Here is a 13947-nt window from a genome sequence, read left to right as displayed (position 1 = left end):
GCAGGTTTTTCCTGTTTATTATCAACAAAACCCGTTTTTTCTCAATTACACAAAGTGGCATGCCGCAAAATGATGAAGCCCTTTCTCGGAAAGCGGCGGACTTTTTTCGGCACATATCTTCTTGGCGGCCGGACACCTCGTTCGGAATTTACAGCCTGAGGGCGGATCAGCGGGGCTCGGAATATCGCCCTTTAACATCACCCGCTCCCTTTTTGCTCCGGGATCAGGAACAGGCACGGCTGATAACAGTGCTATTGTATAAGGGTGAAGCGGTCTTGAAAAAAGCTCTTCCTTTGATGCGTATTCCACAATCGTCCCTAAATACATAATGGCGACCTTTGTACATAAGTGCTCCACCACGCTTAAATCGTGGGAAATGAACAAATATGACAGCCCGTGCTGTTTTTGAAGGCTGCTGAACAAATTGATCATCTGCGCCTGAATGGACACATCCAGCGCCGCCACGGGTTCATCCATAATGATAAATTGCGGCTCAAGCGCCATCGCTCTAGCAATCACGATCCGCTGCCGCTGCCCTCCGGAAAATTCGTGCGGATAACGGTCGATCAAGTTTGCGGAAAGACCGCAGGCTTCAAGAACCTCCGCCGCTTTATCACGCGCGTTCCGCTTCACCGCCAACTGATGCTCGATCATCGCTTCGCCGATGGCTTCTCCGATCCGGCGCCGCGGGTTTAAAGAACTGAAGGGGTCTTGGAAAATGAACTGTGCTTCCGATCTGAATGTTTTCAGCTCGCGCCGATTCATCTGGAACACATCACGTCCCTGAAAAAACACTTCTCCCCCTGTTTTCTCATGAAGCCTTAAAATCGTTTTTCCGATTGATGACTTACCGCTGCCCGATTCTCCCGCCAGGCCGAACACTTCTCCCTTTCCTATCGTAAAACTGACGCCGTCGACCGCTTTTACGGGTTTTTTATGAGTCTTTCTCATTCCCCCTTGTTCCTCATAATATTTTTTCAGTCCCTTGACCTCCAGCAACACATCACTCATCTGCTTTCTCCTCTCTGTAAAGCCAGCACGCCGCCTGATGTCCTTTCCCAAATTCAGTAAAATGCGGGCTCGATCTCCGGCATATTTCCGTGCTGTGTTCACATCGCTCCGCAAAATAACAAGATGATCCGGACAGATCCGCAAGCTCAGGGACCTGCCCCGGGATGGTGTACAGCGTCTCCCTTCGTTGACCGATGACCGGTTTTGCCGCGAGCAGCCCTTTCGTATACGGATGCTTCGGATCGGAAAACATCTCCGCAACCGGTCCTTCCTCCACAATTTTTCCCGCATACATGACAATCACATAATCAGCCATTTCGGCAACCACGCCAAGGTCATGGGTAATGAATAAAATAGACGTGTGAAATTGCTTTTTCACATCCCGCAATAAATCCAATATCTGCGCCTGAATGGTTACGTCAAGCGCCGTCGTCGGCTCATCTGCAATGATCAGTTTCGGATCGCAGCTGAGCGCGACAGCCGTCATAATGCGCTGCAGCATACCGCCGCTCAGCTCATGGGGATATCGGTGCATGACCTGCTCAGCATGAGGGATTTCGACTAACGTGATCAGTTCGACTGCCTTCCGCCACGCCTCTTTCTTACTCAGCAATAAATGTTCGCGTATAGGTTCAGTCAGCTGCTCACCGATCGTAAACACCGGATTCAAAGAGGTCATCGGCTCCTGAAAAATCATACCGATTTCGCAGCCGCGGATTTTCTGCATTTCTTTTGGTTTCAGCTCCAACAGGTTTCTTCCGGAAAAATGCACCGCTCCCCGTTCGATTCTCCCCGTCTCGGGAATAAGCTGCATAATGGACAATGACGCCATGCTTTTCCCGCAGCCGGATTCCCCTACAATACAAACCGTTTCCTCCTCATGAATCGTAAAGCTGACATCATCCACGGCCTTTACTGTGCCTTCCTCTGTATAAAAAGCCGTTTCCAAATGCCTCACTTCTAAAAGCGGTTTTTTCATTTCACTTTCACCTGCCGTTTTACTTTAGGATCAAAAGCATCTCTTAAACCGTCTCCAAGCAGATGAATCGCCACAACGGTCAAAAAAATGGCCGTTCCCGGGGGAATCCACAGCCACGGACGGAGTGTAAAATCCATAAAATTATTCGCCGCTTCCATCATGTTTCCCCAGGAAGGAGTCGGCGGAGCAACGCCAAGCCCGAGAAAACTCAGCGCCGATTCACTCAGCATCGCTCCCGCCACATGCAAAGTCGCGGCTACCAGTAATAACGGCAATGTATTGGGAAGCAAATGATAGAGGATTTTTCGTCTATCACTAAGCCCCAGAACTTCCGCGGCCATCATAAACGGCTGCTCCTTCAGCGACAAAATCTGTCCGCGCACAAGCCGCGCCAGACTGGGCCACCCGATCAGACTTAACATCATCATAATCAAGTACATTCTGTATTCAGAAGGCACTTTCCATTCCGACATCACCGCAGCTAAAATCAAAAGCAGCGGCAGACCTGGGATAGACATGAGCATATCAGCAATGCGCATAATGATCATATCAGCGGCTCCCCGATAAAATCCGGCCGCTGCTCCGAGCAAAGAGCCGATGACAAGTGACAGCACCATTGAAGCAAGCCCCACGGTCAGAGAAATCTGCCCCGCCAGCATCAGCCTCGTCAGCACATCTCTCCCGTACTGGTCGGTCCCCAGCCAATGATGAATCCCGGGATGCTGATTGGCATTAGAAATATCCGTCCGATCTGTTATGTACGGAGAAAAAGACGGCCCGATAAAACACAATAAAAACATAAAACATAAGAACAGAAGACTGATGACCGTCAGCTTATGATGCAGCAGGCGGCGGTACGTCTGCTTCCAAAGCGAAGGCGGCGTCCCTTTCTGTATTTTCATCCGTGAATCCCCCCTATTTCAGCCTGACTCGCGGATCAATCGCGGCATAAGCGATATCCGCCAAGAAGTTCCCAACAATCGTTAAACAAGACAAAAACAAGGTAAACGCCATCAAAACCGGGTAGTCCCGATAATGCACAGATTCCAGCTGAATACGGCCGACACCCGGCCACCCGAAAATCTGTTCAATAATGATGGCCCCCGAAAACAATCCCGGCAGTTCAAAAGCAAGCAGGGTGACAGCCGGAATGAGCGCATTTTTCAACGCATGCTTCCAAATGACAGTGCGCTCTTTCAACCCCTTCGCCCGCGCCGTTCTGATATAATCCTGCCTGATCACATCAAGCATCCCGGAGCGGAAATATCTTGTCAGCGAGCCGATGCCGAGCATAGATAAAATCACAACCGGGAGAATCATATGCCTGGCGGCTTCAAGCACGTAAGAAAAACCAGAACTCGTGCTTCCGGTATCAATCATCCCTCCGACGGGCAGTATTTTTAAATCCACTCCAAACCATTTAATAAACAGAAGGCTGATAAAAAAAGACGGGAATGCCATGGAAGCAAAAACAAGAAACGTTACGATCCCGTCAAACCATGAGTATTTCCTGACAGCGGATATGACACCCGTTATCATCGCGGCAGACCATGTGATAAGCAAAGCCAGAAACGCGACAAAAAACGAATTCCAGACATATTTCTGAAGCAGCGACAGGACGTTTTCCTGATACTTCAAAGAAAACCCCAAATCTCCGCTGAACACATTGCCGAGCCACGTCACATAACGCCGCCAAATCGGCTGATCCAGGCCGTAAAGCGCTTTTAGCTCCTTCGCTCTTTCCGGAGTCAAGTTTACATTCGAATCAATATAATCGCCCGGCAGCATGGCGAATAAGAAAAAAATAATAAAGGACGTACCGAATAAGATCACAAGCATTTGTATGAATCGTTCTGCGGCATACCGTTTCACAAAAAGCCTCCCCCTTCCGCTGAAAGGGCAAAATACCCAGGATGCACCGGGTATTTTGCCTAATTGTTTTTATTGAATTGAGACCTTTGAGAGACTTGAACTGATTCCCGAATAATTGTCAGGCTCAAGCCCTTTTATTTTTCCGCTGACAGCCCTTGCGCTTTGACGGTAATGGATCAGGATGTAAGGCGGATTCTCCCCGAGCTCCCGATACAGCTGGTGATAAATCTCTTTTCTTTTGCTGATATCAAGCGTGCCGGCCCCTTCCTCTATCAGCCGGTCCGCTTTAGGATTGGAATATCCCGTCACATTATTGGGATGGCCGGAAGCCAGCTTTTCCACCGTGTCATTCGGATCAAGAATCTGCGATGTGGAAACGGCGGCAAGATCATACTGTTTATCATTTATTTTCGCTACCTCTGTATTAAAATCCATCACTTCCGGTTTTAATGAGATTCCGATGTCCGCATAATTTTCTTTCGCGATCGGGATGAAATCATCATCCGCTTTAGAGGTGTAATAGCTGATTTCAAGCTTTTTGCCGTTTTTTTCACGCACGCCGTCTTTTCCCGTTTTCCAGCCTGCTTCATCGAGAAGCTTCTTGGCTTTTTTCGGGTTAAACGTGTACGGATTGACACCTTTGTCGTTATAAGCCCACGAAACCGGAGACACCGGCACATTTGCGACCTCTCCGTAGCGTTTAAAGCGGACATCGACGATTTTTTGACGGTCAAGCCCGTAAATAAGCGCTTGGGACACTTTCTTGTCTTGGAAAGGCGGACGCTTATGATTGACGTACACAAGCCCGTAATCATTCACGACAGATACGCTGATATTCGCAAAACCAAGGCTTTTTAAATGCTCAACCGTATCATCATCAGGTGAAAAAGAAGCGTAATCAAGGTCACCCGTTTCAAACAGCTGAAGGGAAGTTGACGGATCGATAATTTTATAAATCAGCTTTTCTGTTTTCGGTTTTCCGGAATAATAGTGTTCATTGGCCTGATAGCGTATTTCCTGTCCCGGAAGGTATTCTGTAAATTGATAAGGTCCCGCTCCGATCGGTTTGGCATAAAGCTCTTTTAAATAATCCAGTTTGCCGAATCGGTAATTCTTTCCGTAGTAGGCTTCTGACAGCACCTGCCCTCCCAAAAGAAGCAGCGACTTCGCACTGACTTTCTCGGTCGTGATTTTAATGGTTCTGTCATCAAGGACATGAATGCCCTCTATCGTCTTTGCTTTTCCTTCTTTATAAGCCTTACCGCCTTTAATATAAGCCGTGGTGATATCTTCATAGCCCGCGTATGCAGGATCATGCAGCAATGTTAAAGTGAATGCGACATCCTTTGCGGTCAGCGGCGAACCGTCGCTGAAAACGAGGTTTTTTCTTAAGCGGAACGTGTAGGTAAGCTGATCTTTGGAAATCTTCCAGCTTTCCGCAAGAGCCGGTGCGGGCTTCCCCGTTTTATCCAGTTTGACTAACGGTTCAAAAATAGGATCTGTCGCATTTCCGTCCCAACCGTTTTCATAAAAGTACGGCAGAAATACCCCGCCCGGCGCGGATATCCCCGCAACAAAAGTGTCGGTTCTGGCTTTCGACTTTGCGGGAAGCGCCTCAGGATGAGAAGCTTTAAATTCTTTTGTTTTGACATGGGCGATACGTGTTTCTTCCTTTTTATCCGTTGCAGAAGATGCTTCTTCTCCGGCACTTCCTAACGCGCACCCTGATAACATGAAGGCTACAGACGACGCGAGTAAGATGCCCGTTGTTTTTATCTTCAATGTGTTCCTCTTCATTTTGATCGGACCCCCGCATGCTTTTCATCTATCTTTATATAAATCTGCTCCATCTGTTCTTGATTCCTCATAATCTCCCGTTTGTTTTTCTCTACAAGCAGTTCGAAATTCAATGTGTGTTTTCTGTACTTTTTTCGCTTTTTACTCTTTTTGCGCACTGGTGTTGCCTTTTGTAACGCCACTTTTCATCCCTCCGCTTTTCATTCAATGGCTTTTACGCAAAAAAGGCCCTTATCTGTTTACAAGATAAGGGCCTTCGGTGATCCGATCAGCCATCGTTTGGAAATATGTAATGATTATGTTAATTCATACAATCCCTACCTGTCAACTATAATTTTAAATAACGTTTCCTCCCGGGGGTTTTCCTCATACACTCTCTTATTTTTCCGCATATGTTAGAAAAAATAGCAGATTACGAGTGAAAGAGAGTGAGAGTATGGAAAAGACAACATTGACCGGACGCATCGTCAGAAGGGATGATCCGGACTATAATGAAGCAAGAACCAATATCAACTTAAGCCTGCAACGATATCCAGACATCATTGTGTTTTGCCAAAACAAACATGATGCCGTCAATGCGCTGAAATGGGCGCGTGAGAATAACGTACCTTTCCGCATCAGAGGCGGAAGACACAGCTACGAGAATTTTTCCCTGTTAAATAACGGGCTTGTCATTGACCTCAGTGAAATGAAGAAAATAAGGGTAGATAAGGATAAGCGGCTGGTCTCGATTGAAGCGGGTGCCGAATTGGGAGATGTGTACCGGACACTCTGGCGGTACGGCTTGACTCTTCCTGCGGGAACCATCGCAAATGTGGGAATCACGGGGCTGACGCTTGGGGGAGGAATCGGATATTTAACAAGGTCTGCCGGCCTTACTTGCGATCGTCTCCTCCAGCTCGAGATGATCATAGCAGACGAAAAAGAGGGTGCCAAATTGATCACAGTCAACCGCGCAAAGCACTCTGATTTATTTTGGGCGTCTCAGGGCGGAGGCGGCGGCAACTTCGGCATTGTCACTTCCATGATGTTTAAAGCCGTGCCGATTTCGTACGTGACTGTTTTTTCTGTCACTTGGGACTGGGATGATTTCGATGAAGTATTTAATACGTGGCAGAACTGGGCTCCTTTTACAGATAACCGGCTTACTTCATCAATTCAGTTTTGGCCTAAGGAAGTCAACCGCATAGAAGCGCTCGGCCAATTTATCGGGACAAAAGATGAGCTGAAAGAACTGCTGGCTCCGTTAATGAAAGCGGGAAACCCGACAAGCGGCATGGTCAAGACAGTTCCGTTTATTAGAGCGGCAGCCTTTTTTAACAGCCCGGGAGGCAATGAGCCGCAAAAGATGAAGCGGTCAGGATCCTTTATTGAAAAACCATTGTCAACACGCGCAATTTCTGCTTTAAAATACTACTTGCAGCACGCTCCGAATAAAAACGCCAGTGTCTGGCAGCAATCTCTCGGCGGGGCGGCCGGACGGATCGCTCCGGATCAAACGGCATTCTACTATCGCAATGCAATCATTGCTCAGGAATATATAACAAACTGGACTTCTCCTGAAGAGGAAAGACAAAACGTCCGCTGGATCGAAGGGCTGAGAACATCTCTTTCAAGAGAAACGATGGGGGATTACGTGAATTGGCCTGATATAGACATCAGAAACTGGCTGCGAACATATTACGGAGGAAATGTTGACCGCCTCCGTCAAGTCAAAACGAAGTATGACCCGGAAAACGTATTCCGCTTTGAGCAGAGCATTCCGCCGCTTCGCCGGTCACCGTTTTTCTAAAAAGATGAAGATGGACACACTCCATCTTCATCTTTTCTTTTTATTGATATAAACGGCTTCCCTTTTCTGCAAACTCTTTTGCTTTTTCCTTCAATCCTTCATTGACTGCCTCGTCTTCAGTCAGACCGTTTTCTTTCGCATAATCGCGAATATCCTGAGAAATTCTCATGCTGCAGAACTTCGGACCGCACATCGAACAGAAGTGAGCCGTTTTTGCGCCTTCAGCCGGCAGCGTTTCATCATGATATTCCATTGCTCTTTCAGGATCAAGCGACAAATGAAATTGATCGCGCCACCGGAATTCAAACCGCGCCTTAGACAGAGCGTCATCACGGATCTGAGCGCCCGGATGCCCTTTGGCAAGGTCTGCGGCATGTGCCGCGATTTTGTACGTAATGACGCCTTCTCTTACATCATCACGATTCGGCAGTCCCAAATGCTCCTTCGGCGTGACATAACAAAGCATCGCCGTCCCGTACCAGCCGATCATCGCCGCGCCGATCGCAGAAGTTATGTGGTCATAGCCCGGAGCGATATCAGTCGTTAATGGCCCGAGCGTGTAAAAAGGCGCCTCTTTACAAATTTCCAGCTGCTTGTCCATGTTTTCCTTAATTTTATGCATCGGCACATGGCCCGGTCCTTCAATCATCACTTGCACATCATGCTTCCATGCAATTTCCGTCAATTCTCCGAGAGTCTCCAATTCAGCAAATTGCGCTTCATCATTGGCATCCGCAATCGAACCGGGACGCAGCCCGTCACCAAGAGAAAAAGCAATATCATATGTCTTCATGATTTCACAGATTTCTTCAAAATGCGTGTACAGAAAGCTTTCCTGATGATGAGCAAGGCACCATTGCGCCATAATCGCCCCGCCGCGGGAGACGATCCCCGTCGTGCGTTTGGCCGTTAACGGGACGTAACGAAGCAATACGCCGGCATGGATGGTGAAATAATCCACGCCCTGCTCCGCCTGCTCAATCAGTGTGTCACGATAAATTTCCCACGTTAAATCCTCGGCAGCGCCATTTACTTTTTCAAGCGCCTGATAAATCGGCACCGTCCCCACAGGCACGGGGGAATTGCGGATGATCCATTCACGTGTCGTATGAATGTCTTTTCCCGTCGATAAGTCCATCATCGTATCGGCGCCCCAGCGAATCGCCCACGTCATTTTTTCGACTTCTTCTTCGATAGAAGATGTAACAGCCGAGTTGCCGATATTTGCATTGATTTTCACATGAAAATTCCGGCCGATAATCATCGGCTCGCTTTCCGGATGGTTGACGTTAGAAGGAATAATCGCCCGGCCGCTCGCCACCTCTTCCCTGACAAATTCGGGAGAAACATGCTCGCGTATTGCGATAAACTCCATTTCCGGCGTAATAATGCCCTTTCTCGCATAATGTAATTGTGTTATGTTTTTCCCTGCCTTGGCCCGCCGCGGCTTCCGCTGTAAACCGGGGTATTCGGCAGTATGATCTTCTTTTTTATAGCCGTTATCCTCAGGCTTCACAGTCCTTCCGGCATATTCCTCTGTATCGCCGCGCCCGGTTATCCACTCTGTGCGGAGCGGCCTCAGGCCTTCATGAATATGAATCTGTACATCCGGGTCTGTATACGGTCCGCTCGTATCATAAACACGGACCGGCGGATTCTCCTCTTCACCGAACGCCCCCGTTGTTGCACTGAGGCTGATTTCACGCATCGGCACTCGTATGTCAGGCGAAGAACCCTTAACATAAACCTTTTTACTGCCTGAAAAACTCGACATAATAGAAATGTTCGCTTGCTGTACTGATTGATTTTGCATACAAATCTCTCCTTTATCATTTGAATAACAGAACCAAGCTCAGCACCAGCACAAAAAACCGGGTTCTCTATAGAACCCGGTTTTGCAGTCAGAAAGAAACTATTATTGTTTCATCAACAATAATAAAACCTTTACTTCCCCACGCTGGTACGAACCAGATCAGGTCCAAAGGGTTAAGAAGCCGCCGCTTCTCTCTCAGCCCGCTCAGACGGGCACCCCCAGTAACTATGAATTTCGGTTTCATCGTAACATAAGTTGCATACAAAAAAAAGTATATTATTAAAATTCAGATAACGAAACGGTCTTAAGCTCTGTTTCCCTAACGCCTTCTTCGGTATCAAAAACCCGATACCCCTTTGCCGTTTTCCAGGAAGAGACAGCTTGGAACAGCTGACCGTCTTTATAATGCAGCGCAGCGCCGTCATCAGCGGCATAGCCCTCCCGGAGTTTCTTTTCTGAAATCAGACGGTGATACGCCGGTCTGCGCTCCGCCTCTCCGTTATAGTGAAGACAAAAGCTGCCCGGCAAAAACCCTAAAGCCCGCAGCTCTCTCAAATCTCCCGCTGAATCCGTCACACCTTCTTCAAACCAGCAAATCGCCCCGGCGCTGAGACCTGCCAAGATGATGCCGCTTTCCCAAGCCTCACGAAGAATAAGGTCAAGCCCCCACTCTTTCCATAAGACAAGCATATTACGGGTATTGCCGCCGCCGACATATATAATATCCTTCTTCATGAGAAAAGATCTGAGGTCAGAACGAGGCGGTTTAAACAGCGACAAGTGATCCGGCTCACACTCCAGCTTATGAAAGGCCTGATAAAACCTGGCGATATAATTCTCCGAATCTCCGCTTGCCGTCGGCAAAAAACAAACTCTCGGCTCTGATCTCACCGACTGCTCCAAAATATATTGATCCAGCACAAGATGATCCGGCTCCATGGAAAACCCCCCGCCGCCCAATGCAATAATCTGCTTCATCGTCCTCACCTCTTTTTTCTCAAGTATAACTTAAAAAGGCGTTATCCCATTCCGGATGCCGCCTTCAAATTATTTCTTTGTTATCTGAAAAATGAAAAGACACCGTATAAAACAACGGAGATCCCTGCAGCGATAAGCGCCGGAACAAGCTTCGAACGGGCATACTTCACAACATCGATCCCCAAAACCGTACAGGTTGTCACCGTATTATCACTGAGAGGGGAAGCAAACGCTCCAAATGTTCCGCTGGCAAAAACGGCCCCAATCGCTAATAATAAGCTGGTATGCGACTGAACCGCCAGCGTCACGCCGAGCGGCATTAAAAGCCCCCAAGTCCCCCAGGATGATCCGATAAAATAGGATATAACCGCTCCAAGTATGAAAAGAGATGGCGCAATAAACATATGTGGGATCCATGACGTTAAATGAGAAGTAACATATTTCGAAAAACCCAGATCCTCAGATACTGCTGTTACGGCCCAAATCAGCGATAACATAATTATAACGTTTACCAATTCGTTTCCGCCCTTAATAAAATGCGTCACAAGCTCGCTTGCGTGAAAACGCTGAAACATAAAAAGAGCAAATGCTGCAATAACCGCTGCCAATAAAGCGGTTAACATGACGCCAAGCATATCGCTTTTGATAAAAGCATTCAAAAACCCTTGTGCTTTTGAATGGCCGTCCCACCAGCTGAGAAACAGTGTTAACAGTAAAAACAGCCCGATTGGAATGATTAAATTCCACGGCCGAATCGGTGTTTCCTTAATATAAGCACGGTGCGCCGAATCTAACTCCTCCTGCTGGTCAGCATGTACATCCCCGCTCTTTTCGAACATCCCCGTATGTCCTCCGTGAATATCCGGGATCGTCCCTGTTTCCATGTTAAATGAGCCGGAGCCTTTTGAAAGCAATACACCGCTGTTCTGCGGAATCGGTTCCGTATGTTTACTATGTTCCCGAGAAGGAATTTGTCTGTTCCGTTCTGTTTTTTCCAAGCTTTCATCCTCTTTTTGTTTCTTAAAAAAGCAGTAATAAATACCGACTAAAATAATCACAATGGAGAAAAAATTGAAGGGAATACTTTTCACATAGACCGTGTAAGCCGGCTGATCTATCCCTGACGTTTTGAGGGCCTGTCCGATAATGGAAACCATGTACCCGACAAATGCCGTTGCTACCGGAATCAAGGCAATGACCGGGTTTGCCGTAAACTCAATAGCATACGCAATTTTCTGTTTTGACAGGTCCAGACGCTTGCTTATCGCTTTCATGATCGGCGCAATTGTAACGATGCGAAAGTCCGGTTCGCTGAATGTGCCAAATGTCGACAGCCATGCAAGCAGCATCGCGCCTTTTTTGGTTTTAACCTTTTTACTGATCAAATGGACGAACCCTTTTATCCCGCCGGTTAACTTTATAATCCCCACAAGGCCGGCAAATGAATATAGAAAAACAATGATTCTAATATTATTGATTACGACAATGTTGCTGATCAAATAATGAACCATATGCTCAATCCCGCCAAGCAAGCTCGGATGTAAAAGATAACTTCCGACCAGTAAACCGACAAACAGACTGTACTTGCTTTGTAATGATTGAAATAGGAATGACCAGAATAAATGGGATAAGGCAAGCCCAAGTACCTTCCATAAAAAACACCTCTTTCAAAGAACTTTTTGTTAGTATCTTTGAAAAATACGGATTTATACAATCCGCAGGTGTATCATGTTTTTATACAACAAAAAAGGCTTCTACATTATGTAGAAGCCTTTGTATACCGGTGGCCGGGGTCGAACCGGCACTCCAGAAGGAACACGATTTTGAGTCGTGCGCGTCTGCCAATTCCGCCACACCGGCATGTAATGCGGGCTTTTATTCGCCTTAATGGTTCGTACGATTCGTCTATGATTCGTACGATTCGTCTGTTACTCGATTATCGCGCGCCATATTAAGCGCTATGTCAATCGTATGTAACCGGGTCGTTATCGACGAATATAAATATAACACGGTTTTTCGTAGGTGTCAATACGCACGACCAAATTTTTTGCGAAGTATTATACCACGCAATACCAATGTTTTCCCCGCTGTGGATACGTTATTTCTCTTCGCAGAATAAAAATCGTGCGTGCCGGCAGACTGTCGTCACAATTTGTGACGAGATCCCTGGCCCTCCAACGCCTTTCTGAAACGTTCCATAAGCGATCCGCCACGATTTAAGCGCGCCTTAACCGTCCAAGCCGCCTTCATAAACCCAGCGTATAGGTAATCATCGAAACGCTTAATTTCGTGCGATTTCGCTTTCATAATCGTTGCGTGCCACGCTTCAACGAAAGGCGCCGCATGATCTTCGAGTCTGATCGTTCTGTCTACGCTTGCCTTAGCGCGAAGTAAAATTCCGTAGTATTTATAAATCTTTTCGGCGTCAAAGTAGCGAGCCATTGCGGTATAGATTTCGTTAGGTAACGCACCTTTTAACGCATCAGCCGGTATTACCGCCGTATCTAATACGTTATTTTGGTTTTTAGAACGCTTAATAGAATCCGATGGTTCGTTTTCCGTTTTCGGTGCCTCGGCCGTTGTCTCCGTTGGCTTTTCGGCTTGTCCGCGATTGGACATTGTCGACTGGTCATCCACCGGCAGGATCACGATTATGTTCGCGCCCTTCCCTCCGTTTATCTTCCGCGTTGTTGCGATTTTCTTAACGATGCCGAGCGTTGCTAATTTATTCAGGGCCCGACGCGCAGTCTTGACGGACTTGCCAATGAGTTCCGCCAGCGTTTCCGCCTTCAGGTGCGCCGCCCCGCTGAACTTAACCGCGTACCGGGCGATCTTCTTCAGCGCTTGGCGGTCGGTGTCGTTAAGATCGTATGTATTGCGCTTGATGTGTTCGTAGACTGCCGCGTTTAGGGCAGACGTTGAGTCAAACGTTTGATGGTCCGCTAAGTAATGCATTTAGGCACCCCTTTCTCTTTTATCGATATATCGTTAATTGAATAATATTAACTAATTATCGATATGTCAATAATTTTATTTACAAAATATCGATATCACGATAGAATTAACTTATCAAACATTAGGGGTGGAAGAAATGCGCCTTTATATAAAGCTTGAGGAAATTTTGGACAAACGTGGAATAAAGAAAATGAAATTTGCCGAAGAGGTCGGCGTAAGAAATAATGTAATTTCTGAACTTTGCGCAAACCAACGCAGTACAATAAATCGTGAGCATGTCGCCAAAGTCGCTAAAGGATTAGGTATCACGGACATGAACGAGCTATTCGAAATTCGCGACTAAATATTTCCGATTGATAACCGAACGCACATTCGCATATAATAAAGCCGGAGGTGTTCGGCATGACTAGCGATAAGAAACTGTGGGCTTCGAGTTTTATCTTGCCGGAATTACGCGAAGGGTTTCAGCGATTGGCTGAGGCCAAGCTTAAAGTAGAGAAGCCGCAACTGGACGCGCAGCAGATCGAGGATATGGAAGTGACGGTCGCGCAATCGATGGAAGTAGGCGCAGATTTGTCTTTTGAGCTTTACGACAACGGATACATACGCGAAGTAATTGGTGCAGTTCATTACGTGGATCACATACGGAAGGAATTTCGTGTGAAGGACGCACAAGGCGATACTAATTTCGTGAGGTTTGCGGATATCATAAACGTAAAAAATGCCCCATCCGGTTAAGGACGGGGCTTA

12 protein-coding genes, 1 tRNA gene, 1 pseudogene and 1 riboswitch are annotated in these 13947 nt (G+C 47.1%); of the genes and pseudogenes, 3 read left to right on the top strand and 11 right to left on the bottom strand.

Going from position 1 to position 13947, the window contains the following annotated elements:
* Positions 1 to 45: 45 nt before the first annotated feature.
* The 6 genes from BAMF_RS25515 to BAMF_RS25490 form a co-directional block, all read right to left on the bottom strand.
* Positions 46 to 1011 (bottom strand): ABC transporter ATP-binding protein, encoded by a 966-nt coding sequence (locus tag BAMF_RS25515; RefSeq protein ID WP_013351597.1) that lies wholly within the window; start codon positions 1009 to 1011, stop codon positions 46 to 48.
* A complete protein-coding gene (locus BAMF_RS25510; protein ID WP_013351596.1) occupies positions 1004 to 1990 on the bottom strand; it encodes an ABC transporter ATP-binding protein in 987 nt (328 codons plus the stop codon). Before BAMF_RS25510 ends, BAMF_RS25515 begins: the two co-directional genes overlap by 8 nt.
* Complete coding sequence (gene opp4C, locus BAMF_RS25505) at positions 1987 to 2892, bottom strand: oligopeptide ABC transporter permease (RefSeq protein WP_013351595.1); 906 nt, start codon at positions 2890 to 2892, stop codon at positions 1987 to 1989. The genes BAMF_RS25510 and opp4C overlap by 4 nt, the downstream gene beginning before the upstream one ends.
* A gap of 13 nt (positions 2893 to 2905) precedes the next feature.
* Entirely contained in the window at positions 2906 to 3829 is a 924-nt protein-coding gene (locus BAMF_RS25500) for an ABC transporter permease (protein WP_231131113.1), read from the bottom strand.
* 102 nt (positions 3830 to 3931) lie between these two features.
* Entirely contained in the window at positions 3932 to 5659 is a 1728-nt protein-coding gene (locus BAMF_RS25495) for an ABC transporter substrate-binding protein (RefSeq protein ID WP_013351593.1), read from the bottom strand.
* Entirely contained in the window at positions 5656 to 5841 is a 186-nt protein-coding gene (locus BAMF_RS25490; RefSeq protein WP_013351592.1) for an FbpB family small basic protein, read from the bottom strand. The genes BAMF_RS25495 and BAMF_RS25490 overlap by 4 nt, the downstream gene beginning before the upstream one ends.
* A 254-nt stretch (positions 5842 to 6095) precedes the next feature.
* Here BAMF_RS25490 and BAMF_RS25485 point away from each other — a divergent pair, with 254 nt between their 5' ends.
* Entirely contained in the window at positions 6096 to 7451 is a 1356-nt protein-coding gene (locus tag BAMF_RS25485) for an FAD-binding oxidoreductase (protein ID WP_013351591.1), read from the top strand.
* Positions 7452 to 7491: 40 nt separating this feature from the next.
* On the opposite strand, the gene thiC is transcribed toward BAMF_RS25485, so the two are convergent.
* The 5 genes and pseudogenes from thiC to BAMF_RS25460 all read right to left on the bottom strand — a co-directional run bounded on the left by thiC (position 7492) and on the right by BAMF_RS25460 (position 13197).
* Complete coding sequence (gene thiC, locus BAMF_RS25480) at positions 7492 to 9264, bottom strand: phosphomethylpyrimidine synthase ThiC (RefSeq protein ID WP_013351590.1); 1773 nt, start codon at positions 9262 to 9264, stop codon at positions 7492 to 7494.
* Positions 9265 to 9383: 119 nt separating this feature from the next.
* A riboswitch (TPP riboswitch) is annotated at positions 9384 to 9494 on the bottom strand.
* A gap of 49 nt (positions 9495 to 9543) precedes the next feature.
* Positions 9544 to 10242, bottom strand: a complete 699-nt coding sequence (locus BAMF_RS25475) for a Type 1 glutamine amidotransferase-like domain-containing protein (RefSeq protein WP_013351589.1) — start codon at positions 10240 to 10242, stop codon at positions 9544 to 9546.
* Positions 10243 to 10322: 80 nt separating this feature from the next.
* A pseudogene (locus BAMF_RS25470) lies at positions 10323 to 11895 on the bottom strand (Na+/H+ antiporter NhaC family protein).
* Positions 11896 to 12020: 125 nt separating this feature from the next.
* Positions 12021 to 12102: transfer RNA gene (locus BAMF_RS25465), tRNA-Leu, on the bottom strand.
* Positions 12103 to 12387: 285 nt separating this feature from the next.
* Positions 12388 to 13197, bottom strand: coding sequence for a helix-turn-helix domain-containing protein (locus BAMF_RS25460; RefSeq protein WP_013351587.1), 810 nt, complete (start codon positions 13195 to 13197; stop codon positions 12388 to 12390).
* Between the two features lie 136 nt (positions 13198 to 13333).
* Between BAMF_RS25460 and BAMF_RS25455 the strand changes: the two genes are divergently transcribed.
* Both BAMF_RS25455 and BAMF_RS25450 read left to right on the top strand, forming a co-directional pair.
* On the top strand, positions 13334 to 13540 hold the full coding sequence (locus BAMF_RS25455; RefSeq protein WP_013351586.1) for a helix-turn-helix domain-containing protein: 207 nt from the start codon (positions 13334 to 13336) through the stop codon (positions 13538 to 13540).
* A gap of 59 nt (positions 13541 to 13599) precedes the next feature.
* A complete protein-coding gene (locus tag BAMF_RS25450; protein WP_013351585.1) occupies positions 13600 to 13935 on the top strand; it encodes a YolD-like family protein in 336 nt (111 codons plus the stop codon).
* The last annotated feature ends 12 nt before the right edge of the window (positions 13936 to 13947 follow it).

Origin of the sequence: Bacillus amyloliquefaciens DSM 7 = ATCC 23350, from assembly GCF_000196735.1 — a bacterium.
Lineage (GTDB): Bacteria > Bacillota > Bacilli > Bacillales > Bacillaceae > Bacillus > Bacillus amyloliquefaciens.
This window is presented reverse-complemented; position numbering and strand designations above follow the sequence as displayed.